Source organism: Pontibacterium sp., from assembly GCF_964228735.1.
GTDB lineage: Bacteria > Pseudomonadota > Gammaproteobacteria > Pseudomonadales > Balneatricaceae > Pontibacterium.
Genome location: NZ_CAXRBQ010000106.1, coordinates 1 through 26,279, shown reverse-complemented (window position 1 = coordinate 26,279; position 26,279 = coordinate 1). Strand labels below are relative to the sequence as shown.

Here is a 26,279-nt window from a genome sequence, read left to right as displayed (position 1 = left end):
TATTAGGTCCTCTGCATACACCTCGTCCAGCGCCTACCCTAGCGCAGATTACGTTCAATCGCAGCAAAAAAAGCCCGAATCATGGGATGAAACGGGCCGCACAAGAAGTGAGGTTTAGGAGATTATTGCGTGCAAAATCAGAGATCCGGACGCTGCTCTGCGGCAAAAGCGTCACGGGTGTAGTTTGCGATCCCCGCGGGGGTGATCGCTACGTTGTCTTCAATACGGATACCGCCGTAGGGCGTCAGTTCATCCACCAACGACCAGTTGACCGCACTGCCTGTGCCGCTGTTGCGTAATGGCTCCAGCAGTGACGGGATAAAGTACAGTCCAGGTTCGATGGTCACCACCTGCCCCGGCTCCAGGGTGCGGGTCAGACGCAGGAACGGGTGTTCCTTTGGTGGTTCGCGCAAGTTACCCTCAGCATCCTGCTGCCAGCCACCCACATCGTGCACCTGCAGACCCAACAGATGACCCAGTCCGTGCGGGAAGAACACGGAGGTGATGCCCCGTTCGATCTGGGCTTCAGGATCCAGCTTAACCAGATCAAATGCCTGCAGGACTTCAGCAATCAGGGTGTGCATCAGGCGGTGCAGCACCACAAAATCTTTACCCGGCCCAATCGCTTTCAGCAGCTGCTTCTGCTTCAGATCCAGTGCATGCACCAGATCGGCAAATACCGAACCGGGAGCAGTGAAGGTACGCGTAATATCGGCCGCATAACCTAAGTGGTTGGCGCCCGCATCCAGCAACAAGGTTCGGCTCGTTTGCGGCGCCTGACGCTGCTGGAACTGGTAATGCAACACCGCCGCATGTTCGTTCAAAGCCACAATGTTGTCGTAGGGCATATCCCGTTCGTTGTGGGCAACGGCCTGCAGATAGGTCTGATGGATCTCGTACTCGCTGCCGCTGCTACGGAAGCAGCTCTCTGCGGCGATATGGCCTTTGACGGCGGTACGGTTCGCTTCACGCAGACAGTGCAGTTCCCACTCGGATTTAACCGCACGGTGAAAATCCAGTTCGGTATTCAGCCCGTCAGGATTCAGCGCCCAGCTATCCTGCGCAAAATCCGGCTGGCGTTCGGCGTTCACCGCTAGATTGGCACTGCCTGCCATTGCTGTACGCAACTCGACCATATCGCTGTAGGCAACGATCTCAAAGACCTCACACCACCATTCGCTAGGCAGCGCCGGCGTCAGATGCCAGAAATCGGTTGGCAGGTAGTAAAACAGCTTGGGCTTGCTGCCCGCACGGACCAGCAGCCAGCAATCGGGCTGTTCACTCAGAAACGGCAGCCACTGCAGGAACTGTGGATTAGCACGAAACGGGTAGTAGTTATCGTCGCGGAAACGTTTGTGAAGTACGCCGGAGCCGATCAGCAACCCGCTGAATCCATGGCTTTCCAGGGCACTCAGGGTACGCTGCTGAAGCGCTTCGATATGTTGAAAGAACGATGCCTGCATGATTTTTCCTTATTCTGTACTCAGTGCGGGTATCTGCCCCTGACTCAGGGTATCCGCCAAAACAGTCCACAATGCCAACAGTTGTGAATTGGGGTTGTTGCGTAAGCGGTACAGCCGGATCTGCAACGGGATATTCCACTGCTCGCCGCCCGCCAGCGCCAGGCGGTTGTATTTGAGGTTATCCGCCACCAATCGCTGTGGCACCCACCCCAACCCAAAGCCCTCTTTGATCATCGCTTTAACGCTGACCGAGTGGACGTTTTCATTCATGGTGATCAGTTGCGGTTGCTCCAGCTGCTGACTGAGCATCTGCTGGATCACCGGTCGCAGGAAGGAGCGGTCGTTATAACCGATATAGGGTAACGGATCCTTGCGGTCACCCGGCAGCTGATGCAGTGGTTTCCCATCCTCATCTACCGCAGTGACCGGCACCAGCTGTTCATTGCCGATCACCAGATGCTCGTAGCGCTCATCATCCAGCGCATGGATAAAGTCGATAGTCGGATGCCAGAAACAGAGCATCAGATCACACTCCCCCTGCGCCAGGGCACTGACAAAGTCTGTGCCTACCCAGGCGGTGGATTTAAGATTCAGATCGATATCGATGCCATGCTCGGCCGACAGCGGCAGCAACCAGGACTTATAAAGGCTGAGGTATAGCGTCTGGGTGGTGGCAAAGATCAGACGGTTGGCTTCCTGCTCCCGGATCTCGCCACAACGTGCCTTGGTTTCGCGTGCAATACGCGAGATCTGCTCTGCCCCGGCCAGAAATACCTCTCCGGCAGGGGTCAGGGACAACGGCAGGCTGTTACGATCGATCAGGGTCACACCCATCTCGTCTTCCAGCAGTTTGATGCGGCGACTGAGGGTGGGCTGCGTGACGTTGCGGTCGTCAGCAGCACGGGAGAAATGCCGGGTTTTCGCCAAAGCGATAAAGTCATCCAGCCATCTGAGTTCCATAGTGTTCTCTTAGCTCTTATGACTTATATCACTAGACGAAGATCGGATGATTAGCCAACTCAGGCCTCCTCATCCCGACGTTGCAACCAGCGCGCCAGCGGGTACAGGGTGCTTTCACCCAGCTTGGCGGAACGCTCCGGTGACCAGCCCGTATCAGGATTCGGACGCAGGTCGTAGTCTTTGAACGGCATTTCCAGTGTCATCGCCGGACAGCTGAACTGATCACCCACCCAGAAGGCAGCGATGGTCATGGTCTCAGGACCAAACTTACCCGGCTCGTAACCACGTTCCAGCTGAAAATCAGGGTTCGCCAGCAGCAGATCCTCTTCAAACTCTCGCTCCTGCTTGAGGATCTCGTCGGTCACATCCGGCGCCCCCGCCTGACCGGCGATAAAGTTGCACGGCAGTGCTTCGTCACCGTGAATGTCGAGGAACAGATCCACGCCGGTCTGTTCCATACGGCTGCGCACCAGCAGGACTTCCGGGCTGCTTTCTGCAGTCGGCGTCTGCCATTCGCGGTTCAGGTTGGCACCCGCTGCGTTGGTACGCAGGTGACCACGCACGGAGCCATCCGGGTTCATGTTGGGTACCACGTAGAACACCGCCTGTTCCAGCAGATTGCCGGCCTGGGCATCATCCATATCCAGCAGTCGATCCAGGAACCCTTCCATGTACCACTCGGCCATGGTTTCGCCCGGATGCTGGCGGGCAATCACCCAGATCACCTTTTTGTCAGACGCAGGCTGACCAATCTGCAACATATCCAGATCGCGACCATCCAGGGTTTCGCCCAGCGCTTCTACCTTCACCAGCGGCGACTGCTGCGCCCAACCGATCAGGTCCAGGTGACGCTCGTAGCTGTAGGGTGCAAAGTAGGCGTAATAGATGCTGTCCTGCTCCGGCTGGTGTTCGATTACCAGCTCACCGTTTTCGTAACGGGTCGGTACACGGAACCACTGCTGGCGGTCATAGGATGCCACGGTTTGGTAGTCATCCCAGCCATCCACGTACGCCGCTTCGTGGGCGTTGGTCAAACGCATACGCAAGGCACGGTCAGCCGCGCCCTGGACACGGTAGTGGAACCACTGAAAAAACTCCGAATTGTTGTCTTTACGGATCTTCAGTTGAATATCGTCGGCCCGTTCCAGGCTGACTACGTCGATATTGCCGGCATCGAAACCGCTGCTGATCTTCAGCATGTAAACCTCACAGGTGTGCGGAACCCGACCACGCCGGATTCCGTGAATTCGTTCAACGTCCGCCTTAGATGCGACCTTCTTCGACTGCGTGACAGGCAACCTGACCACCGTCGGAGGTAGCAATCAGCTGCGGGATCTCCCGTTTGCAGCGCTCGTTGGCATGCGGGCAACGTCCATGGAACACACAACCGGACGGCAGGTTAACCGGTGTCGGCACCTCACCCTTTAACTTGATGTGCTGCGGGCGGTCATCTTCCAGACGTGGAATTGCCGACAGCAGTGCCTTGGTGTACGGGTGGCGCGGTGTGGCAAACAGCGCTTTGGTTGGCGCCAGCTCACAAAGGGTACCCAGGTACATCACCGCCACACGGGTACCGAAGTGCTCAACCACCGACAGGTCGTGGGTGATGAACAGGTAGGTTAGGTTGCGGCTCTCCTGCGCGTCCATCATCAGGTTCAGTACCTGTGCCTGGATCGATACGTCCAATGCGGAGATCGGTTCATCCGCCACGATAAACTCCGGATCTACCGCCAGGGCACGGGCGATACTGATACGCTGGCGCTGACCACCGGAGAATTCGTGTGGATAACGTTCGCCCCAGCTTGGATCGATACCCACAGAGAACATCACCTCGTGCACCTTGTCGCGCAGTTCTGCTGCATTCCACTGCGGGTTGTGCAGCGCCACCGGCTCCATCAGGGTTTCGGCGATGGTCATACGTGGGTTGAGGGACGCATACGGGTTCTGGAAGATCATCTGCATCTTGCGACGGTACGGCATCAGCTGACGGTCGCTCAGATTATCGATACGCTGTCCCTGGTAATGGATCGAACCGGCAGTTGGGCTCAACAGGCCCATCACGGTGCGTGCCACGGTGGACTTACCACAACCGGACTCACCCACCACGCAGAGTGCTTCGCCACGTTTAACGTCCAGACTTACACCGTTGATCGCGTGCACGAACTCCTGTTCGCGGACAAACTTACCACCCTTGAACTTGAGCTGATCCAGGAAGTCACCGGAGATAGAGAACTTCTTGTACAGATTTTCCACCCGTACCATCGTTTCCTGGGACTGCGGTGCTTCTGCGGCTTGCTGACTGGTAACAGCAGCCTGTTGTTTCAAATTGGTCATGGCTGCTTAAACCTCCTCCTGCATGCGCGCGGACTTTTCTTCGCGCTTCATCTCCGCCACCATGTGGCAGGCCACCTGGCAACCACCTGACTGCGTAAATTCCGGCAGGTTGTGCTTACAGATCTCCAGCACATAGTTGCAGCGTGGGTTAAAGGCACAACCGGTAGGGATCCGCTGTAGCGGAGGCATCGACCCCTGAATCTGGTTCAGCCGCTGGCCCGGCACCGCCATCTGCGGCAGTGCGTTCATCAGGCCCTGGGTGTAAGGATGCTGAGCATCGTTGATGATCTCTTTGGTCGGACCCTGTTCAATGACACGACCGGCGTACATCACGATGGTTTTCTGGGTTACCTGAGAGACCACACCCAGGTCGTGGGTGATCAGGATCAGTGCTACGTTGTTACGCTCACACAGTTCCAGCATCAGCTCCATAATCTCCGCCTGGATGGTTACGTCCAGTGCGGTGGTCGGTTCATCGGCAATGATGATATCCGGGTCCATCAGCAGACCAATCGCAATGACTACACGCTGACGCATACCACCGGACAGCTCGTGCGGATACTGATCCAGACGCGCTTCTGGTGACGGAATGTACACCTGCTGCAGTTTCTGCAGGGCGATCTTACGCGCATCCTGCTTGCTGATCTTGCGATGGGTCATCAGACACTCGATCATCTGCTCACCGATGGTCAACACCGGGTTCAGGGTCATCATCGGATCCTGGAAGATCATCGAGATACGGTTGCCACGAATGTTGCGCAGCTCTTCAGCAGACAGGTCCGCCAGGTTACGGCCTTCAAACAGGACCTCACCGTCGGCGATATAACCCGGCTTGGAGATCAGGTTGAGGATGGAGAAACCCAGTACCGATTTACCGGCGCCGGACTCTCCCACCAGACCGAGGCGTTCGCCCCGCTCCAAAGTGAAATTGATGTTGCGCAGGGCTTTCACTTCGCCGCTGCGCAGCCCGAAGCGTACTTCGAGATTTTTTACTTCTAACAGCGTCGTCATCTTGATTACCCCTTGTACAGTTTCGGGTTAAGTACATCGCGCAACCAGTCACCCAGCAGGTTCATCACCAGTACCAGGCCTACCAGAATCACGCCCGGAATCACGGTGATCCACCAGGAACCGGAGAAGATGTATTCAAAACCACTGGAGATCAGGGAACCCAGCGACGGCTCGGATACTGGCATCCCCAGCCCCAGGAAGGACAGAGACGCTTCCGAGATGATGGCGTTTGCCACCTGCACTGTAGAGATAACCAGGATCGGTGAGAGGGTATTGGGCAGAATGTGACGGAACATGATACGTGGCGAGCGCAGGCCAATGACACGGGCCGCATCCACGTATTCCTTTTTCTTCTCAGCCAATACAGAGGCACGGATGGTACGGGCATACTGTGGCCACTCGGCGATACCGATCACCAGTATCAGCATGATCATCGCCAACTGCTGATACAGCTCGGTACCAAAGGCCGCTTGAAATACCGCCAGCACAACGATCGCAACCATCATGGTAGAGAAAGACAGCTGCACATCAGCCACGCGCATCAGAATGCTGTCGATACGGCCACCGAAATAACCTGCACAGAGGCCGATACAGATCCCCAACACAGCCTGCAACGCAACCGCGCAAAGGCCGATAGTCAGAGAGACGCGGGTACCGTAGAGAATCGTAGACCAGAGATCACGGCCTTGGGCATCGGTGCCAAGCCAGAAGCGCTCATCACCCTCTTCTGCCCAGCTTGGTGCAATTTCCGAATCCATGATGTCGATAGAGGCCACATCATACGGATCAAACGGCGCCAACAGTGGCGCGAACAACGCCAGGATGGCGTAGGTCATAAAGATCGCAAAGCTCAGCTGAGCAACACGGTCACGGCTAAAACTGTGCCACAGGTGACTGTCCTTCATGCGCTCCCAGGCAGAAGGTGCAGCTGGCGCGGCTTCAAGAATCTGAGATTGATCGTTCATTATTTCTTACCTGCCAGTTTTACAGTCGGGTTAACCAGGCCGTAGATCAGGTCCACGATGGTGTTGGTGATCACGAAGATCGCACCCACCACAATCAGGTATGCCACGATCAGCGGCGTGTCCACGCGGTTGACGGCTTCCAGGAAAAGGAAACCCATGCCCGGCCACTGGAATACGGTTTCGGTCAGAATGGTGTACGCCACCATGGTGCCGATCTGCACACCACCAACAGTGATAACCGGTAGCATGGTGTTTTTCAGTGCGTGCAGGAAATAGATGCGACGCGCCTGCAGGCCCTTGGCCCAAGCAAAACGTACGTATTCGGACTGCAGTACTTCCATCATCTCGGCGCGGATCAGACGGATAAACAGCGGCAGCATGATTGATGCCAGGGTGAAACACGGCAGCACCAGGTGTGCCAGGCCATCGCCAGTGGCAAAACCGGTTTCCCAGCCGCCGAATACCGACACGGTCTCACCGCGGCCGTAGGATGGCATCCAGCCCAGCTCAATCGAAAACAGATAAATCAGACCGATCGCGGTCAGGAATACCGGGATGGAGATCCCGACAATACTCATCCCCATGACCGCCCGCGAGAATAGACTTTGGGGATTGATGGCCGAGTAAACACCCAATGGCACCGACACAAACACGATAATCAGGGTGGCGCCAAACACCAGCTCAAGCGTGGCTGGTAGTTTCTTCAGTATGACCTCCAGCGCCGGCTCCTTGAAGAAGTAGGAGGTGCCCAGATCGCCCTGCAGGGCATTCGTGGCAAAGCGCGCATACTGCACCAGGAAAGGATCATTCAGGCCCATCTCGTCACGCAGCGCCTGTCGTTCCTCTTCGGAAACGGACTGGCCCACCAGCTCACGCAACGGGTCACCCAGGTTATCCTGAATGGAAAAGCTGATCAGGCTTATAACAAACATTACGACTACGGCCTGAACCAACCGTTTAATCAGAAAAGCAATCATGGTATTTCAGCCTTGATGCGCCCGCACTTCCCTGAACGGACTTTTATTCTTTGAGTTATGTAGCGAATGCAATGTGTGGAGTGTATCCACAGGCGGTCAGGGTCGCTATCCCCCAACCACAGGCAGAAGCTTGGAAAAAGAGGACAACCCCCGCACGGGGGTTGTCACCATGACCGAAGACTCGGTCTACCTGCAATCAGTCTTTTACGACCAGGTCACCCAGGTATGGGAAGTTCATCACGTTCAGAACAGGCTCCAGGTCTACGTTTTTGTTCGCAGCCCACGCCAGGTTCTGCCAGTGCAGAGGGATGAAACCCGCTTCGTCGTAAATGATCTTCTCGATGCCCTGCATGATCTCAGCACGTTTTGCCGGATCAGTTTCAGCGTTTGCCTGTGCAACCATCGCATCTACTTTAGGGTTACAGTAGTTGCCGCTGTTGTACTGGCCAGCACCGCTGTCCTTGTTCGGGCAAGTAGACAGGAATTCGAAGAAGTTGTTGGAGTCTTCGGTATCCGCATGCCAGCCGATCATCATCATGTCAGCCGCACGAGCATCGAACTCCGGCCAGTATTGCGCTTTAGGCATGGTCTTCAGGTCAACCTTGATGTTGATCTTAGACAGCATGGAAGCCACAGCCTGAGCGATCTTCGCATCGTTCACGTAGCGGTTGTTTGGCGCCATCATGGTGATGCTGAAGCCTTTCTCGTAACCGGCTTCTTTCATCAGCTGTTTCGCTTTCTTCACATCGTAACGTGGAGTCAGCGCTTCGTTGTAACCCAGGTAACCCTTAGGAGAGAACTGTGCCGCCGGGGTCGCGAAGCCTTTCATGATCTTCTTCACGATACCTTCCTGGTTGATCGCGTAAGCGATCGCCTGGCGTACACGTGCATCCTTGAACGCTTCAACGCGCTCCTGGTTCATCTGGAAGGTGATTACACGGGTCCCGCCCATGGTTACCAGGTCCACTTTCTTGGAACTACCGATACGCTTGTGGTCGGTTGGTGGTACCGGTGCGATGAAGTCCACGTCACCGGACAGCAGTGCAGCGACACGGGTTGGGGCTTCTTTGATCGGCGTCAGCACGATCTTTTCAACGTTACCTGGGGAGGACTTATCCCAGTAATCCATGTTACGTGCGAATTCAACTTTCACACCCTGCTCGCGGTAGCTCACAGTGTAAGGACCGGTACCGGAGATGTTGCGGGATGCAAAGGAGTTACCGTGCTTCACCAGCATGTCCTTGGCGTTACCGTTTTCATCGGTACCGGTGTAGAACTTGCTATCCATTGGGAACAGGTAAGTTGCGTTGTTCAGCACCAGCGGAAACGGCTGATTGGTCACCAGATCAATGGTGTGTTCATCAACAACCTTGATCTCTTTGAACGGCGAGAAAACCGCCTTGAAGTCAGCAGAGTTGCGCAGACGCTCGAAAGTGAAGGCAACGTCTTGTGCGGTAAAGTCGTTACCGCTGTGGAATTTCACACCTTTACGCAGGTGGAAACGCATCGTCAGATCATCAACACGCTCCCACTTTTCAGCCAGGCGTGGCTCGAAGCCCAGATCACGGGTCCAGCGTACCAGCGGGTCAAACGTCATGTGGGACAGCTGCAGGGTACCACCGGACAACTGTTCGTGAGGATCGAGGGAAACCGGATCGGCATCGTATGCCATTTTCAGGGTTGCGGCCTGTGCCCCGGTCATAAGACCCAAGCTCAACATGGCTCCGGCGAGAATCGAAGCGGTCTTTTTCATTTTGTGTGTCCCTTGTTTGTTCTTCTTAGGGTTGAGTGATTACTCAATTAAGGTTCAAGAAACAGACTAAATGATGGCCAATACGACACCAATCGGAATTACGGAAAGGGCTATACGTATCGCGTATAGAGAATCTGTATACACGATACGTATCAGGCTACACCCCCTATCAGCGCTGAGTTTCTACATTTCCTCCAGACACAAAAAAGCCCGGCACAAGCCGGGCTTTTTCTGACATAAGTGTCGTGGGGGATGATTACATCATGCCGCCCATGCCACCCATACCACCCATGCCACCCATGTCTGGCATGCCTGCAGCACCACCTTCAGATGGCTTATCAGCAACCATCGCTTCGGTAGTGATCATCAGACCTGCTACGGAAGCAGCAGCCTGCAGTGCGGAACGGGTTACTTTAGCTGGATCCAGGATACCCATTTCCAGCATGTCGCCGTATTCACCGGTAGCAGCGTTGTAACCGTAGTTGCCTTCACCCTTCTCGCGGATGTTGGATACGATTACGGAACCTTCTTCACCGCAGTTACCAACGATCTGACGCAGAGGCGCTTCCAGAGCACGGAACGCCAGCTCGATACCTACGCGCTGGTCGTGGTTAGAACCTTCCAGGTCCTGAACAGCGTCCAGGGCACGGATCAGAGCAGTACCACCACCAGGAACCACGCCTTCCTCTACTGCCGCACGGGTTGCGTGCAGAGCGTCTTCTACGCGTGCTTTCTTCTCTTTCATCTCTACTTCAGTCGCAGCACCAACCTTGATTACTGCAACACCGCCTGCCAGCTTAGCAACACGCTCCTGCAGTTTTTCACGGTCGTAGTCAGAAGACGTTTCTTCCATCTGTGCACGGATCTGGTTAACGCGAGCTTCGATAGCTTCTGGCGCGCCAACACCGTCAACAACAGTGGTGTTTTCTTTAGTGATAGAAACACGCTTCGCCTGACCCAGCTGCTCCAGGGTCGCACCTTCCAGGTTCAGACCCACTTCTTCAGAGATCACAGTACCGCCCGTCAGGATCGCGATGTCTTCCAGCATAGCCTTACGACGATCACCGAAGCCTGGAGCTTTAACAGCTGCAACTTTCACGATACCGCGCATGTTGTTTACTACCAGAGTAGCCAGCGCTTCACCTTCAACGTCTTCTGCGATGATCAGCAGTGGACGGGAAGACTTAGCAACCTGCTCCAGTACTGGCAGCAGATCACGGATGTTGGAGATTTTCTTGTCAACCAGCAGGATGAACGGCTGTTCCAGCTCTGCGCTCATGTTGTCCTGGTTGTTGATGAAGTAAGGAGACAGGTAACCGCGGTCGAACTGCATACCTTCTACAACGTCCAGTTCGTTTTCCAGACCGGAACCTTCCTCAACGGTGATAACACCTTCCTTACCTACTTTTTCCATCGCTTCTGCGATAATCTCACCAACCTGAGTGTCAGAGTTAGCGGAGATAGTACCTACCTGAGCGATCGCTTTGGAATCAGCACATGGCACAGCCATACCCTGCAGCTGCTCAACAACAGCAGCAGTTGCTTTGTCGATACCACGTTTCAGGTCCATTGGGTTCATGCCAGCCGCAACGGATTTCAGACCTTCGTTAACGATCGCCTGAGCCAGTACAGTTGCAGTCGTAGTACCGTCACCTGCTACATCGTTAGCCTGGGACGCTACTTCTTTAACCATCTGCGCGCCCATGTTCTCGAACTTGTCTTCCAGCTCGATCTCTTTCGCTACAGATACACCGTCTTTAGTTACGGTTGGAGCACCGAACGCTTTGTCCAGTACAACGTTACGGCCCTTAGGACCCAGGGTAGTTTTTACAGCGTCAGCCAGAATGTTCACACCAGCCAGCATGCGCTGACGAGCGTCATCACCAAAACGTACGTCTTTAGCCATGATTCAAATAATCCTGTAATCGATAAATTCTTAAAAAAACGACAAATAAAGATGGAGACGATTAGTCTTCCAGTACGCCGTAGATTTCGCCTTCGGTCATGATCAGCAGCTCTTCACCTTCAACTTTGATGGTATTGGAGCCTGCGTAAGCACCGAACAGAACTTTGTCACCCACTTTAACGGTCAGTGGCTGTACGTCACCGCTATTCAGGACACGGCCTGTACCTACTGCAACAACTTCACCCTGGTTAGGCTTCTCTGCTGCTGCACCTGGCAGTACGATGCCACCCGCTGTGGTCGCTTCTTCCTCGCTACGACGGATAACAACACGGTCGTGAAGTGGACGGATTTTCATTAGTTCATTCTCCTGATCTAACTGATCGAAAAACAATTGAATTAGTTGTTTTGTATCGAAACGGAATACCGTTCCGTATCGGTTGTTTCAAAGATGGGGCCGTCAAAACTGTTTTCAACACCCCACCGCAAAATTTTTTGATTTTTTTCTATTACTCTTTGCGCTGATATTCACCGTCGATCACATCACCACCGTGTGACTGCGGCTTATCTTTACGGAACGGAGAATCCGCGTAGTGGGCACCTTCCTGCTGGGATTGCTCTTTAGACTCAAACCCTTCCGGAGACGACGGATCAAAACCCGGGCCGCCGAACGTGCTCTCAAACGAAGCCTGACGGCTGTTCATCGCTACAACTGTAAATCGACTGATCATCGCATTTGCAAATGCCTGGCGCGTATAAGGGATCAGACAACAGAAACCGATCACGTCGGTCACAAAACCCGGCGTTACAAGCAGGGCACCACCGACCGCCAGCACAATCCCTTCGACCATCTCCCGCCCTGGGATTTCCCCCTGATTAGCGCGCTGCTGGGCTCGCGCCAAGGTAGATACACTCTGATAGCGCAGCATATTTACACCAATAAACGCAGACAGCAGCACCAAACCAACGGTATACCAGGCGCCAATCGCCTGACCTACCTGAATCAGCAGTGTGATCTCAATGATCGGGACAATGATGAAGAGAAGAAAAAGAAACCGCATTCATAACCTCTGGATACAATCAGATAGACGGGACCACCAGACTATAACGGGTTTCACCCTTATCGGGCAGTACTATAGAAACCTGTAGACCAAGCCTCCTACCCCAGTCCGGCAACGTTTTGTTCTCCCCCGCCATTAGTACTTTTATATGGGGTTAAATGCCCATTTTTCACCCCCTACTTTGGGATAAAAATTCATGCACGCTGCACCTGCACAAAAAATTCACGCAACTGCAAAAAGCCATTAATTTCATAATCTTAGCAGCCGCAACAAACGACACCATGCGGCTTTGCGATTGAAAAATACGGGAAAGCGCCTAATTTTAACTGTGCAGATTCTAGACTTTTGTGCAAAAGCGATATAACGTTTCCGTACGCAAAATGACGCAACGCACAATAAAAAAGAGTTAACCGAGAATAAGGTAACCCCACGATGGAACTGAAAGATAAAGTTATTGTTATTACTGGCGGTGGTCGCGGTCTGGGTCGCGCAATGGCACTGGAACTCGCTGGTAAGGGTGTAAAGCTGGCACTGGCTGACCTGAGTCAGGAAGCTATCGACGAGACTGTCGGTCTTTGCATGGAAAAAGGCGTGGAAGCACGCGGCTATATCTGTAACGTTGCGGACGAAGCAGATGTAGAAAAACTGTTCCAGGATGTGGTTGCCGACTTCGGCACACTTAACGGTGTTGTAAACAACGCCGGTGTTACCCGCGATGGCCTGTTCCTGAAGGTTGACCGTGAGACTGGCAAAGTTAAAAGCAAGATGAGCATGGACCAGTGGAACCTGGTGATGGATGTTAACCTGACCGGTACCTTCCTGTGTGCTCGTGAAGCCGCAGCTCAGATGATCGACCTGGGTGTTGAAGGTTGCATCATCAACATCTCTTCCATCTCCCGTCACGGCAACATGGGCCAGACCAACTACACCGCGACTAAAGCAGGCGTAGAAGCGATGGCTGTAACCTGGGCGAAAGAACTGGCGCGCTACGGTATCCGTGCAGCATCCATCGCACCGGGCTACATCGGTACCGAGATGGTAATGAGCATGAAACCGGAAGCACTGGACAAGATCGCTGCGGGCATTCCTGCTAAGCGTCTGGGTAAACCTGAAGAGATCGCACGTACCGTTTCCTTTATCCTGGAAAACGACTACGTAAACGGTCGCTGCATCGAAGTAGACGGCGCACTGCGCATCTAATCCTTCGAACTGTCTCCTTCTAAAAAAACCGGCCAATTGGCCGGTTTTTTTGTTTTAGGTAGGTTGGGTCGAGTAAAGCGACACCCAGCAATTCTTCGATCACGCAGTGGTGTTGGGTGTCGGCTACGCCTCGACCCAACCTACACAGAATCAGCCTTTTCAGTACTAACGGCTTCTGGCTCTTCAAACCCCAGCCAACGCTGCGCCATCACAATCAGCACCAACACCGGCAAACCAATCAGTGCGGTAAAGATAAAGAACCAGTCGTAACCGACGCTATCCACGATGGAGCCGGAGTAACCACCCAGAACCTTGGGCAGCAGCGTCATTAACGAGCTGAAAATTGCGTATTGCATCGCTGTAAACGAGATACTGGTCAGGCTGGAGAGGAATGCCACGAAGGCCGCGCCAGCAAGCCCTGCCGACAGGTTATCCGCTGCCACCACAATATACAGCCAGAGTAGGTCAGCACCTTTATCCGCCAGAATCATAAACAGCAGATTGGTTGCCGCCGACAGCAGCGCTCCTAGGAAGAGAATACGCAACACCCCCCAGCGCATGGCCAACAGACCGCCCAGAAAGCCACCCACAATCGCCATCACTACACCAAAGGTTTTAACCGCGGTAGCGATCTCCTCTTTGCTGAAGCCCATATCCAGATAAAACACGTTGGAGATCACACCCAAGACGATATCGGATATACGGTAACTGCCCACCAGCAACAACAGATACAGGGCCGCTTTTACACCATAACGATCAAAGAAATCACGTACCGGCGCGACGTAAGTTTCATCCACCATCGAGCGTTCAACCAGTCCGGTTTTTAACAACGCCCGGGCCAGGATAAAACTCACACACGCAGCCAAACCAAGGCGCAACGCTTCAATCAGGAAAGAACCCAACGCATGGTTACCCAATAGCTCAGCCAGTGCCTTTTTCAGTTCGCGTGCGGGCTCAGAGGTGAAGTAGAAGCAGAGGATAAAACCGACCAGCGCCAAGGCAAACAGTACAACAAAGCGGCCATATTCGACGGCGCTGTGGTTATAGCTGCGCTGTGCACTGACTTCAGGTTCCCGGATATTGAGGGTGGTGAACACCCCCACCAGCATCACTGCAGCCATAATCCAGTAGGTGCTGCTCCAGGCAGCGTACTGATAGTTACCCAATTCGGTACCAAAACCAGCAGCCAACACCAAAGCTCCGGCACCCGCCACCACCATTGCCACGCGGTAACCGGCGATATAGGCCGCCGACATCATACTCTGCAATCGGGTATCAGCCGCCTCGATACGGTAGGCGTCGATCACGATATCCTGCGTGGCCGACGAAAAACCCAGCGCAACTGCCGCCAACGCCATGGCAGTCTGGCTGCCCTCCCCAAGCGCTGGATCAATGCTCGCCATCCCCCCAATCGCAGCAATGATCGCTAGCTGTGCCAGCAGCAACCAACTGCGTCGACGACCCAGAGCGCGGGAGAGCCAGGGCACGGGAAGCTGATCCACCAACGGCGCCCAAACAAACTTAAAAGAGTAACCCAGTGCGGCCCAACTGAAGAAGGTGATCGCGGCACGCTCAATACCCGCTTCTCGCAGCCACAGGGAAAGGGAGGAGAATATAAGAAGGATTGGGATTCCGGCGGAGAATCCCAACAACAACATCACAATCACCCGAGGGTGAAAAAAAGCCCCAAGCGATTCACGCCAGCTGGCTTGAGGCCCCTGCATAGGTAGCTCCCTGATTCAATCAATGACAGGTTCTTGTGATGTGACCACAATCAGTCGCGGAAGTTGTTGAACTGCAGTGGAATTTCCAGTTCGGCTTCACGCAGCATTGCGATAACCGCCTGCAGATCATCACGCTTCTTACCGGTTACACGTACCTGCTCACCCTGTACCTGGGTCTGTACCTTCAGCTTTTTATCTTCCTTGATCATCTTGGTGATCTTTTTCGCCGTTGGCTGGTCCAGGCCCTGCTTCAGAACAATGGTCTGGCGGGCACGCATATTTGCCATTTCCGGGTCTTTCACGTCCATGCAGCGCACATCAATCTTACGCGCCACCATTTTGGTACGCAGAACATCCATCATCTGCTGCAGCTGAAAGTCCACCTCAGCGGTCATCACGATGGAGTCGTCATTCAGTTCAAACTTGGCATCAACACCTTTGAAGTCGTAACGCTTGTCGATTTCGCGGTTGGCCTGGTCTACAGCGTTGGTCAGTTCGTGGGTATCCAGCTCGGATACAACGTCAAAAGATGGCATCGATTGCTCCTGAAATTCTTGTGTAATGCATGAATTTTATATGAGGCCACAAGCCATTTCACCCAAAGACTCAGATAGTTATCATTAGCGACTGTTTACTCTCCACATCTAGAAAGGATCAGATCAATGGCAGCACACTGGCATATTCTTGGCGCAGGTTCGATTGGTTGCCTGTGGGCAGCACACCTGGCCAAAGCAGGTCACCAGGTAACCCTGATCCTCCGTAGCCCTGAACGTTTGGATACCTTTAATGCTAAAGGTGCGGTCGTACTGGAAAGCGAAGATACGCATCATTATTATCCAGTAGACGCATGCCTACCCGACAACTGCGGCCCGATCAGCAACCTGTTGATAACCACCAAGGCCTACGACACCCTGCCCGCCCTCGAGCCCGTTGCCAGTCAGATAAGACAGGATGCCTGTGTTGTAGTGATGCAGAACGGTATGGGCGCCCAACAGGAAGCAGCAACCCGCCTTGCACCCATCAACGTCTGGGCGGCGTCCACCACCGACGGTGCCTGGCTGAAAGCCCCCTTCCATGTGGTGTTTGCCGGCAGCGGTGAAACCAAGGCAGGTCCACTTTCGCAGGCAACGACAGCGTTACCGGCCATCCCGCCAGAGTTAACCCCCTCAGACCTGACGCTGGTTGCTGACGAGCAGATCGAACTGAGCCTGTGGCGTAAGCTGGCCATCAACTGCGCGATCAACCCGTTGACCGCCTTCTACGACTGCCGAAACGGTGAACTGACGGAAGATCCGGAAAAGTTTCAGCATATGAGCCGTGTCTGCGCTGAGATCGACCAACTGTGCCAGCAGCTCAATCTGCAGCTGTTTGATGGCCCGGCGATCCAACAGGCTGAATCGGTGGCCCGTGCAACCGGCGCCAACTTCTCCTCAATGCTGCAGGATGTACGGCATCAGCGAAAAACGGAGTTGGACTACATCACCGGTTACCTTCTCCAGAAGGCCAAACAGGCCGGACTGACGCTGCCAGAAAACCAGAAACTGTACGAACACTTGAAAGAAACAACCAAGTAATTGCTAGTTCTTGAATAAACTTCATAGTTAACTGATCCAGTTTCAATTGCTCGCCAGCGCCGCAATGCCTACACTAGCGCCGCCTGTTACTGGTGCCCGCACATTGACGGACCAACAGTTGGGAGAATCGGGAAGTTGGTGCAAGTCCAACGCTGCCCCCGCAACGGTAAACGACCATAACAACAGCTGGATACCACTGGATTTTCGGATCTGGGAAGGTGCTGTTGCCTGCATCCATTGATGCAGGTCGTAAGCCCGGAGACCGACCAGTAACCTCATATTCAGACCATGTGCGGTGGGCACATCTCGAGGGGAATAATGAAAACTACTCTGTCTCTGTCAGCAGCCCTGCTGGCGGCTCTGCCTGCGTATGCGCAGGAAACCGAACTGGATACGGTAATTGTATCGGCAAACCGTATTGAGCAACCTATCACAGAAACGCTCGCACCGGTTTCTGTGATAACGCGTGAAGAGATTGAAGAGAAAAATATCACATCTCTGAAACAGGCCCTTACTACTTTGCCCGGCATATCAATTATTAGTAGTGGCGGTAAGGCACAATCAACCTCTCTGTTTACACGCGGCACTAACAGCTCCCATACACTTATTCTCCTGAACGGCCAGCGCATTAATTCTGCGACTCTCGGAACAACAATGTTCAACTTGATCCCTGTCGATCAGATTGATCGTATCGAGTACGTTCGGGGTCCTCGTTCCACACTATATGGTTCAGACGCAATCGGCGGAATTCTGCAAATATTTACCAACCAAAAACCTTCCGAAAACGTCGCGAAGGTATCTGTAAGTGCAGGTAGTGATAATACGCAGATAGTATCTGGTTCTGTGCGCAGACAGATTAATGATCAAACCTATTACTCTGTTCATGTATCGGATGAACAAAGTGGCGGTTACGATGTACGAGATAGCCAGAGCACAGACAACGACGGTTATTCCATACGCACCCTCAGTGCCTCAATCAATCACCAGATCAATGCACAATTCGATATACAAGCGAATAGCGACCTATGGAAAGGCGACTACGAGTTTGATCCAAACTTTGGAGGCGATGAAACGGAGTTTAATAACTATGCGCATGGCCTGAAGCTATCATATTTGAGATCAAATCTGGCCAGCAGCCTGTCCTTGGGTATCAGTCAGGATGATTCGCTCACTTTTGGTAATGGTACAACTAAAGCCAATGGCTCAAAGTTCGTTACGCAGCATAAAGAAGTGAACTGGCTGAATAATATCACTGTAGGAGACTATACCGACCTGACCGCAGGGATTGACTTCAAACAGGATGATGTTAGTAACAGCTCTCAGACTTACGATGTCGAAGAACGCGATACGACTAGTGTTTTTGCAGGCGTCATTCACTCTGTCGGGCCGTTTGATCTGGAAAGCAGCGTACGTCGCACAAAAGACGAGCAGTTTGGATTCAAGAATACCTGGAGCCTTGCTGGCTCTTGGAATTTTGATAATGGAGTGCAGTTGGGCCTTAGTCGGGGCATTGGTTTCAAAGCACCCACATTCAACGACTTATACTTCCCTGCGAACGCTTTCGGCGCAGGTAATCCAGACCTTAAGCCTGAAGAATCCAAATCTACAGAACTGTCTCTTAGCGGCGGAGAGCAAGTGCGTTGGGCCATAAGTCTATATGAGACTGATATTCACAATCTGATTGTCTGGACTGAAGATCCACCGGGTTTCTGGAAACCCTCCAACGTTAATGACGCCAACATAAAGGGCCTCGAAGTCTCGACAAGCTTCAACTTTGCATCTGTTGATCACACTGTCGCACTAGATTTGTTAGATCCAACCGATGACCAAACTGGCAAAGATTTGGTCAATCGCCCTGAGCGGCAATTGAAGTGGCAGATGGCATACGCTGTAAAGCAAAACTTTTCTGTAGGTGGTGACTTGCTATATCAAGGTAAGCGCTTTACAGACGCTGCAAACACCACGTCATTACCATCAAACACATTGGTCAACCTTTACTTGAGCTATACGCCTTATCCAAAATTGGAACTGGGCGTACGTGTAGATAACGTATTGAACAAACAATACCAAAGCAATCAGGGTTTCAATGCACCTGATCGTCAGCTCATGTTGACGTTAGGCTATAGTTTCTAACATAACTATTAATAACAGGGCCTGATCAGGCCCTGTTTCATATGGGGCTGAGAATGTCTGATCGTCTGAACCGAATCTACACCCGTACCGGTGACAAAGGCACCACCGCACTGGCTAACGGACAGCGTGTCGCCAAAACCCACCCTCGTATCGAAGCGCTGGGTACGGTGGATGAACTGAACTCCCTGTTGGGTGTCTTAATTGCCGATCTGACACCCGATCACCCACTGCTGAAGGACTTGCAACCGCTGCAACACGACCTGTTTGACCTCGGTGGTGAGCTTGCGGTCGCCGACGAGTCATATCAGGTGATCACTGAAGAGGTGGTTGCTGACCTGGAAGCGGTCCTGGATCGACTGAACAAAGACTTGCCACCACTGAAGGAGTTTATCCTGCCGGGTGGCAGCCGGGTTGCTGCTAACTGTCAACTGGCACGCAGCATCTGTCGTCGTGCGGAACGCCGTATGGTCGAACTGGGGCACGAGGAATACATCAATCCACAGGGGGCCGCCTACCTCAACCGCCTGTCGGACCTGCTGTTTGTGGCGGCTCGTATTCTGGCGCGTGAAGGAGATGGTGAAGTATTATGGCAACCACGCAAGCAGCGTGACACCGATGCCAACTAACGGGTTGCCTAAATTAAGGACATATTCAGGCCCGCCCCCTATAATGGCGGCAAAAGATCCGGTCAGATCATAAACCCGGTTTTGAACATGTTTGAGGGGAAATCCATGCGTTATTTTTTGCTGTCCGCAGCCCTGCTGGTTGCCAGCCCGGCCTTTGCCGATTGCGGTACCGAACAGACTTTTTGTGAAACCAAGTGCAAAGTTGCACACCTGACAGACGATGCCGCATACGCAGGCTGCAAATCCAAGTGCATCGCTCAGCGCGCAGTATGCTCTACCGAATCCGGTGCGGAAACCGTGATGGAAGCGGGTAAAAAAGGGGCTGACGCTGTCGTTGAAACGGGCCAGTCCGCTTGGGAAAACACCAAGTCATTTATCAAGGGTGCAACTGAATAACTGCTCCTGCCGTAGCGGCTAGGCGTTAAGCAACGCCAGCCGCGCCTGACTGGCAAACTGGCTGAACACTTTAAAGTCCTGTTCATCCAGCGGTCCACGCCCCTTCAGCCGGTCACCGTATAACATCCCAATCACCCGGTCTTTCACCACAACCGGTGCCACCACGAAGCCCTGGCATTCCACCTCCTGAACAAACTCTGGTGGAATACGCTCCAGCCAACCGTTCTCATCCAGGTCACTCACCAACAAGGTTGCACCCCGCGACATCACCCGGAAAAACATATCGTTTTGGCTGCCATCCTTGCGGCGGGTAAAGTAAGACTGAATCGGATCCAACGCTTCGCCTTCGGCAATTTTCACCTCCAGCTGATCCCCAGCACGGTTAACCAGGCACAACTGGGCGCGATCCAGCTGAGAGCACTTCTCCATTGCGGTAACAATCGTTTTCAGGATCTTAGGCAGTGCTTCGCCCTGATTGATCATCTCGGTGACCTGATTCAGATAGTCCAGCTGCTGCTCCGCCTGGTTATAACGGCTGCCCTTAACCCTTTCCTGAGGCGCTTCAATCTCTCGTTCGTCTTCTACGCTCTGCGCCGTAATAAACGCCATCTGGCGCATCAGTTCATCTTTAGCGTCATCACCGGTTGGCACATAGTTGCGCACCATGCTACCGCAGCTCAATCCATAGTCAGACGCGGTTTGTGATACCCGCTGGTAGCAACGCAGGGCGGATTCGGTGATCTCCTCAGCGCTCAGCCCGGTCACGGTACCCAGGTCGTCCAGGGATTCGCCGAAGCTGTGCTCCCCCATATCATCCAAGCCGTACAGCTGCTCCAACAGCTCATAACTCAAACCGGCAATCTGCGTAGCCTCCTCTCCCTCGGTCACTTCATCTTTCTGGGCCATCGCCTGCACGACCTGGGGTGGATGGCCCCAGCTGCGCGCCAGGTCCTGGCCGATATCACTGAAGGTACCACCCAGCATCGCCTTTTGAATCTTCTGCCAGGGATGTGTGCCCTTGCGTCGCTCAACCAGCATCTTGCGGTAGGCGCTTGGCATGGTGTGGGCCACGACAATTTCCCCCAGACCAAACAACAGAGCATTGATGTACGCCTCTTCAGGGTCACCCTGGTGGCGGCTGCGCATCGACAGATCACTGGCTATATTGGCGTTAAGGAAAGAGCGCATCAGCAACCCCGGCACATTCAGGTCGGGGTGACTTTGGTGGAACCCTTCGATCAGCTTCAATGTGAGACAGATATTTTTGATCTTAGCGAAGCCAATCAGGACCACCGCACGGGATACCACTGTAATGGCTGGACCGCCGCGGTGATAGGTCGAGGAGTTGGCGATCTTCAGAATTTTGGCTGAGAGGTTAGCGTCCTTCATGATTGCCATCGCCAACGCCATGGCATCACTCTCTTCCGAGCTGCTGACCTGCTGAATACGGTTGACGGTCGCGCTGAATACCGGCAGGTCTCCGAGCTTGTCGAGTTTTTCATAAATAATGCGCAGCGTATCTGAGAACTTCACCAGAGGTATTCCATCAATCTGTTACAACGTTTAATCAGGAAGTGTAGCCGTATTGCAGCATACCAGCTCAGGCCAAACCTGATCCCGGTCAGTGTAGTAGTTCAGGCGGGTAAAATGGGCATGATCCAGCTTTAAACGGCTCCACTGTGCCGGTTTCATCCCTAAACAATCGCCAATTAAGGCGCGAATGACACCACCATGGGTGACCAGCAAAAGGTGACTATCTCCCGCGTCCAGCAAACGATCCCGCCCGATCAATACACGCTTACTGAAGTCATCAATCCGTTCACCGCCGGATGCCGGATTAGTTTGAGGATCGCGCCAGAAAGCATCAACCTGCTCGGGCTGCTCGTTATAAACATCAGCCAATGCCCGCCCATCCCAGTCACCAAAATCATATTCCTGCAGCCAATCCTCCGACTGCAATGCCAACCCTGATCTGCCGATAGCGTCTTCTGCAGGACAACGGCAGCGCTGTAACGGCGAGCACAATATCCGTTGCCAGCTCACTCCTTTACTCAGCGCTTGCCGCATCTGTTGACTGCCCTTTTCAGACAGCGGCACATCGGTTCGTCCCTGATAAATGCCCGATGCAGTGGTTTCACCGTGGCGCAATAGGTCCAGCGTCAGGGTGCGCATTACTCAGGCCTCAGTCTCTTTATCGCTGACACCCGCGTCAGCAAAGGTCGCCATTTCTGCATGTAAGCGACACGCGGAGCGCAGGATATCTACAGCCAACGCGGCGCCACTGCCCTCACCCAGGCGCATGCCTAACGACAACAAAGGTGTGCCCTCCAGGTGATCCAGAAGCAGCCGATGGGCAGGTTCTTCCGAACAGTGCCCATAGAGCAACCAGTCTTTCACGTCAGGTTTAAGCGCCACAGCAACCATCGCCGCAGCCGTACTGATAAAACCATCAATCAGCACCGGAATGCCCTGCTGTGTGGCACGGATATAGGCACCGGTCATCGCGGCAATCTCAAAGCCGCCCACACAACGCAGAATCTCCAGCGGTTGATCCGCACGAAGTGTATGAAAATCCAGAGCCTGCTGAATTCTTGCCGCTTTCAGGGCCACCTGTTCAGGATCCAGGCCGGTGCCCGGTCCCACCAGCTGTGCTGCGGGTAACTGCAGCAAGGCAGCTGCGATTGCACTGGCTGCAGAGGTGTTGCCAATACCCATCTCCCCAGCGATGAACAGGTCAGGATGCTTCTCCGCACAAGCATCGATACGTTCACACCCCACCGCAAGTGCCTGGTGTACCTGCGCGTCTGACATAGCCGCTTCACTAGAGAAGTCCAGGGTGCCTGCAGCGATAACGCGGGACACCACTGCATCATGTGGTGGTAACTCGGTTAACGTACCCAAGTTAACCACTTCAAACTCCGCCTGCAGATGTCGCGCCAGCACCGACACCGCCGCCCCACCCATGGCGAAGTTCATCACCATCTGCGCAGTCACTTCCTGCGGATAGGCAGATACACCGGACGCGGCAATGCCGTGATCGGCCGCAAAAACCGAGATCTGCACGCCATCGATATCCGGCTTAACTCTGCCCTGCATGCCAGCAAGACGCACCACAACAGTTTCAAGCTCACCCAACGCCCCCAGCGGTTTGGTCAGTTGCGTCTGGTGCTGAGCCGCAGTTTGCATACTTTGCTTACAGATCGGCTTTATCGGCTGATCCAGCCACTGCATATCGGCATCTGTACTCATGAGGGTTGTTTAATCTCCATCGGTATTCCGGCAACGGTCAACGTCACCCGCTCACAGATCTCGCCCAAGCGTTGATGCAGCCAGCCCGCCTGATCTTGGAACTGCCGGCTCAGCTCACCCATCGGAACGATGCCCCAACCGACCTCATTGCTGACAAGAATGAGTTCGCCCGGCAAATCTCCCAGCACCTTATAAAGTGCCTCCAACTCACGCTCCAGCGTCCCTGGCTCTGCCAACAGCAGGTTTGTCACCCACAAAGTTAGGCAATCCACCAGCAAGCAGGTGTCTGCTGTAGCATGTGTGCGCATTACATCGGCCAAAGCAACCGGTTCTTCAATCAATTGCCACTGGGATGGACGCTGTTCCCGGTGACGTAGGATGCGCTCCTCCATCTCCTTATCCCAAGCCTGAGCGGTGGCGACATATATCACACGCTTGCCAGAGGCTTCAGCACGTGTTTCCGCAAGACGACTTTTTCCGGAGCGGGCACCACCCAATATCAACTGCTTCATAAACGGCTTCTAATCCTGATTTGATTGCTGCTTAGCGGTGAGCGTTTGTCTGGCCTGATCAATCTGTTCACACACGGCTTCCGCCCCGGCAACGGCACGCAGAGTAGCACGGTGTATCTGATCGGCGTCGGTGGCGAACAGCAAGCCATGCTTTACGGCTTTCATCTGCGTCCAGCGCTGCCAGTGTTCACGCCATTGGGGATCGTGTTTCTCAACTCCTGAGAGAATTACATCCGGATCGGCGGCGATCACCGCTTCAATATTCACCCGGGGCGCAATCTCAGGACGCTCAGCAAAGATGTTCCGGCCGCCACACAAGCGCACGATGCGATCGATCAACTGGCTGCTGTTGCTGGTAATCAGCGGCTGGTGCCAAAGCTGATAAAACACGGTCAGCACTGTTTGCTCCTGGAAGCGCTCACGCAGATGGCCGACCCGAGCTTCCAAATCGGCCGCCACCTCTTCCGCTTCGAGGTCATGCCCAGTGACGGCCCCCAGACGGCGCAGGCTGTTCGCAATCTCGGCAAAACTATCCGGAGACTCCCGCAACACGGGAATACCCAGTTGCTCCAGGCGCTCCAGTTGGGCGGAGGAGCTGCCATCAATCCAGGCGACCACCAGATCCGGTTTTAGGGACAAGATCCGTTCAATATTCAGGTTGGCAAAGTCGCCCACCCGCGGCAGCACCTTGGCAGCTTCCGGGTAATCACTGTAGCTGACCGCAGCCACTACCTGTTCACCCGCACCAACGCTATAAAGGTTTTCCGTGATATGGGGCGCCAAGCTGATCACCCTTTTGGCGGCCTGAGGCAACACCAGAGGCCGGCCCAGATCATCCACAACCCTGACTTCGCTCAATACAGTTGCAGAAAGCAGCGACAACCAGGCAAACACGATAAGATTTAACATGTATTTTTTATGCATATTATGAAACAATGCTCACCGTACCTGAAAAACAGCATAATGATGTTGGTTGCACAGGATCGTAAACATACAGGTACACATGATTCAGACGGCAGGATTGCCCGCAGTATACCATCGCATTTATCTTCCCGGAGACCGCATTGATGATCCCGATCGGTGAGCCCCGCAAAAGTTCGCCTTTTGCCCTGTTTAATTTAGGGTTCCGCCCTTTCTTCCTGTTTGGCGCTGTTGCCGCCGTGATTCTGCTTGGCCTTTGGCTGGTGTTTTACAGCAGCGGCCTTGGCGTGGGTTATTACAGCAACACCATGTACTGGCATGCCCATGAGATGCTGTTTGGTTTCAGCATGGCGATTGTCGCTGGTTTCCTGCTGACCGCCGTGCGTAACTGGACCAACGTCCAGACCCCATTCGGTAACACCCTGGCGGGAATTTTCCTACTCTGGCTGGCTGCCCGTATCCTGCCTTTTATACCCGACATGCCTGGCGAGGTCGTTGCGGTTATCGATCTGGCATTTGCCCCGGTAGTTGCCGTCGGCATCGGCATTCCGATCATTCGTTCGGGTAATTACCGCAACCTGATGTTTATCCCTATCCTGGCTGCATTTTTCGCTGCCAACCTGATGGTGCATCTCGAGACTCTGGGGGTAACCAGCAATACCGCGATGAGCGGCCTGCATCTGGCACTGTACCTGGTTGTGATGGTTATTACTGTGATTGGAGGTCGCGTGATCCCGTTCTTCACCGAACGGGGTGTTGCAGGGGTTTCCTGTAGCCGATACAGCTGGGTTGAAAAGACAATCCTGCCCGCAACAGCCCTCTGGCTGATCTCAATGCTGACCAGCTACGCTACTTTGCAGATCGCAACCTCTGCTGTGCTGGCTTTGATAAGCGCAATTCGCCTGTACGGCTGGTTCAGTCCGGCAATTTTCAAAGTACCTCTGGTGTGGATTCTGCAGCTGGGTTACCTCTTTATCCCGCTGGGTTATGCCCTGACCGCGCTGGCTGCGGCAGGACAGACCAGTGGCTCAATTGCAATCCACAGCTTCGCGGCAGGTGCGATTGGGCTGATTACATTGGGCATGATGGCTCGTGTTTCCCTCGGCCATACGGGCCGTCCGCTGGCAGTTACCCCAATGATCGTGGCCGCGTTTGTATTGATGACCCTGGCTGCAGTGATCCGGGTATCAATCACTCATCTGCCGATCCCGTATCTGGCTGGTCTGCACCTGTCTGGCACCCTGTGGATGCTGGCGTGGATTTTGTTCCTGGTCCGTTACCTGCCGATACTGGTTAAACCACGCGCCGATGGATTGTTTGGCTAACGCAGCATGCATCCATTTCAGACACAAAAAAGCCTGTCATAAAGACAGGCTTTCAGGTTGCTGACGAACCCCGCTTTTTAGCGGGGTTCTCTCTTTTAAAGGCTTATCGCACGGTTTCCAGCGATCAGTGAAGCCTTAACGATGAATGTGCGTTTCCGGCCCTCATAGGCAGCCCTGCTCTCCCAGTTGCCT

The 26,279-nt window shown here is 53.9% G+C and carries 24 protein-coding genes and 1 riboswitch; of the genes, 6 read left to right on the top strand and 18 right to left on the bottom strand.

Translation table 11 applies throughout. The features are described from left to right. Positions 1-137: 137 nt before the first annotated feature. The 11 genes from pepQ to ACEQ15_RS11980 all read right to left on the bottom strand — a co-directional run bounded on the left by pepQ (position 138) and on the right by ACEQ15_RS11980 (position 12,427). The gene (pepQ, locus tag ACEQ15_RS12030; protein ID WP_370279433.1) at positions 138-1,463 is read right to left on the bottom strand and encodes a Xaa-Pro dipeptidase; all 1,326 of its coding nucleotides are present in this window, start codon (positions 1,461-1,463) and stop codon (positions 138-140) included. Positions 1,464-1,472: 9 nt separating this feature from the next. After that, a complete protein-coding gene (locus ACEQ15_RS12025; RefSeq protein WP_370279432.1) occupies positions 1,473-2,423 on the bottom strand; it encodes a LysR family transcriptional regulator in 951 nt (316 codons plus the stop codon). A 59-nt stretch (positions 2,424-2,482) separates the two neighbouring features. Continuing rightward, a complete protein-coding gene (locus tag ACEQ15_RS12020; protein ID WP_370279431.1) occupies positions 2,483-3,622 on the bottom strand; it encodes a M14-type cytosolic carboxypeptidase in 1,140 nt (379 codons plus the stop codon). Positions 3,623-3,686: 64 nt separating this feature from the next. Then, a complete protein-coding gene (locus ACEQ15_RS12015) occupies positions 3,687-4,685 on the bottom strand; it encodes an ABC transporter ATP-binding protein (RefSeq protein ID WP_370279471.1) in 999 nt (332 codons plus the stop codon). 78 nt (positions 4,686-4,763) lie between these two features. After that, complete coding sequence (locus ACEQ15_RS12010) at positions 4,764-5,768, bottom strand: ABC transporter ATP-binding protein (RefSeq protein WP_370279430.1); 1,005 nt, start codon at positions 5,766-5,768, stop codon at positions 4,764-4,766. Between the two features lie 5 nt (positions 5,769-5,773). Then, complete coding sequence (locus ACEQ15_RS12005) at positions 5,774-6,733, bottom strand: ABC transporter permease (protein ID WP_370279429.1); 960 nt, start codon at positions 6,731-6,733, stop codon at positions 5,774-5,776. After that, complete coding sequence (locus ACEQ15_RS12000) at positions 6,733-7,710, bottom strand: ABC transporter permease (protein ID WP_370279428.1); 978 nt, start codon at positions 7,708-7,710, stop codon at positions 6,733-6,735. The genes ACEQ15_RS12005 and ACEQ15_RS12000 overlap by 1 nt, the downstream gene beginning before the upstream one ends. 196 nt (positions 7,711-7,906) lie before the next feature. After that, positions 7,907-9,463 (bottom strand): ABC transporter substrate-binding protein, encoded by a 1,557-nt coding sequence (locus tag ACEQ15_RS11995; protein ID WP_370279427.1) that lies wholly within the window; start codon positions 9,461-9,463, stop codon positions 7,907-7,909. 256 nt (positions 9,464-9,719) lie between these two features. After that, on the bottom strand, positions 9,720-11,369 hold the full coding sequence (groL, locus tag ACEQ15_RS11990) for a chaperonin GroEL (protein ID WP_370279426.1): 1,650 nt from the start codon (positions 11,367-11,369) through the stop codon (positions 9,720-9,722). Positions 11,370-11,430: 61 nt separating this feature from the next. Further along, positions 11,431-11,724, bottom strand: coding sequence for a co-chaperone GroES (locus ACEQ15_RS11985; protein WP_370279425.1), 294 nt, complete (start codon positions 11,722-11,724; stop codon positions 11,431-11,433). A gap of 151 nt (positions 11,725-11,875) precedes the next feature. Further along, the gene (locus ACEQ15_RS11980) at positions 11,876-12,427 is read right to left on the bottom strand and encodes an FxsA family protein (protein WP_370279424.1); all 552 of its coding nucleotides are present in this window, start codon (positions 12,425-12,427) and stop codon (positions 11,876-11,878) included. Positions 12,428-12,859: 432 nt separating this feature from the next. Here ACEQ15_RS11980 and ACEQ15_RS11975 point away from each other — a divergent pair, with 432 nt between their 5' ends. Then, complete coding sequence (locus tag ACEQ15_RS11975) at positions 12,860-13,627, top strand: SDR family oxidoreductase (protein WP_370279423.1); 768 nt, start codon at positions 12,860-12,862, stop codon at positions 13,625-13,627. A 140-nt stretch (positions 13,628-13,767) separates the two neighbouring features. Here ACEQ15_RS11975 and ACEQ15_RS11970 read toward each other — a convergent pair whose 3' ends face one another. Continuing rightward, the gene (locus tag ACEQ15_RS11970; RefSeq protein ID WP_370279422.1) at positions 13,768-15,351 is read right to left on the bottom strand and encodes an MFS transporter; all 1,584 of its coding nucleotides are present in this window, start codon (positions 15,349-15,351) and stop codon (positions 13,768-13,770) included. 50 nt (positions 15,352-15,401) lie between these two features. Continuing rightward, positions 15,402-15,887, bottom strand: a complete 486-nt coding sequence (locus ACEQ15_RS11965; RefSeq protein WP_282350551.1) for a YajQ family cyclic di-GMP-binding protein — start codon at positions 15,885-15,887, stop codon at positions 15,402-15,404. A 126-nt stretch (positions 15,888-16,013) separates the two neighbouring features. Here ACEQ15_RS11965 and ACEQ15_RS11960 point away from each other — a divergent pair, with 126 nt between their 5' ends. From ACEQ15_RS11960 to ACEQ15_RS11945, 4 genes are all read left to right on the top strand, one after another. Beyond that, entirely contained in the window at positions 16,014-16,925 is a 912-nt protein-coding gene (locus ACEQ15_RS11960) for a 2-dehydropantoate 2-reductase (RefSeq protein ID WP_370279421.1), read from the top strand. A 73-nt stretch (positions 16,926-16,998) separates the two neighbouring features. Beyond that, positions 16,999-17,211: riboswitch (cobalamin riboswitch) on the top strand. 32 nt (positions 17,212-17,243) lie between these two features. After that, positions 17,244-19,058, top strand: a complete 1,815-nt coding sequence (locus ACEQ15_RS11955; protein ID WP_370279420.1) for a TonB-dependent receptor domain-containing protein — start codon at positions 17,244-17,246, stop codon at positions 19,056-19,058. Positions 19,059-19,111: 53 nt separating this feature from the next. Next, positions 19,112-19,684 carry a cob(I)yrinic acid a,c-diamide adenosyltransferase gene (locus ACEQ15_RS11950; protein WP_370279419.1) on the top strand — a complete coding sequence of 191 codons (573 nt, stop codon included), beginning with the start codon at positions 19,112-19,114 and terminating at the stop codon, positions 19,682-19,684. A 105-nt stretch (positions 19,685-19,789) separates the two neighbouring features. Next, a complete protein-coding gene (locus ACEQ15_RS11945; RefSeq protein ID WP_370279418.1) occupies positions 19,790-20,080 on the top strand; it encodes a hypothetical protein in 291 nt (96 codons plus the stop codon). An 18-nt stretch (positions 20,081-20,098) separates the two neighbouring features. On the opposite strand, the gene ACEQ15_RS11940 is transcribed toward ACEQ15_RS11945, so the two are convergent. The 5 genes from ACEQ15_RS11940 to ACEQ15_RS11920 are packed head-to-tail and all read right to left on the bottom strand — an operon-like array spanning position 20,099 to position 24,750. Next, positions 20,099-21,613 (bottom strand): HDOD domain-containing protein, encoded by a 1,515-nt coding sequence (locus ACEQ15_RS11940; RefSeq protein ID WP_370279417.1) that lies wholly within the window; start codon positions 21,611-21,613, stop codon positions 20,099-20,101. A 30-nt stretch (positions 21,614-21,643) separates the two neighbouring features. Then, the gene (locus ACEQ15_RS11935) at positions 21,644-22,252 is read right to left on the bottom strand and encodes a histidine phosphatase family protein (RefSeq protein ID WP_370279416.1); all 609 of its coding nucleotides are present in this window, start codon (positions 22,250-22,252) and stop codon (positions 21,644-21,646) included. 3 nt (positions 22,253-22,255) lie between these two features. After that, positions 22,256-23,329: a nicotinate-nucleotide--dimethylbenzimidazole phosphoribosyltransferase gene (gene cobT, locus ACEQ15_RS11930; RefSeq protein WP_370279415.1), complete on the bottom strand. Its 1,074-nt coding sequence runs from the start codon at positions 23,327-23,329 to the stop codon at positions 22,256-22,258. Then, entirely contained in the window at positions 23,326-23,841 is a 516-nt protein-coding gene (gene cobU, locus ACEQ15_RS11925) for a bifunctional adenosylcobinamide kinase/adenosylcobinamide-phosphate guanylyltransferase (RefSeq protein WP_370279414.1), read from the bottom strand. The genes cobT and cobU overlap by 4 nt, the downstream gene beginning before the upstream one ends. A 9-nt stretch (positions 23,842-23,850) precedes the next feature. Beyond that, complete coding sequence (locus ACEQ15_RS11920) at positions 23,851-24,750, bottom strand: cobalamin-binding protein (protein WP_370279413.1); 900 nt, start codon at positions 24,748-24,750, stop codon at positions 23,851-23,853. A gap of 158 nt (positions 24,751-24,908) precedes the next feature. Here ACEQ15_RS11920 and ACEQ15_RS11915 point away from each other — a divergent pair, with 158 nt between their 5' ends. Further along, positions 24,909-26,087: an NnrS family protein gene (locus ACEQ15_RS11915; RefSeq protein ID WP_370279412.1), complete on the top strand. Its 1,179-nt coding sequence runs from the start codon at positions 24,909-24,911 to the stop codon at positions 26,085-26,087. Positions 26,088-26,279: the final 192 nt, after the last annotated feature.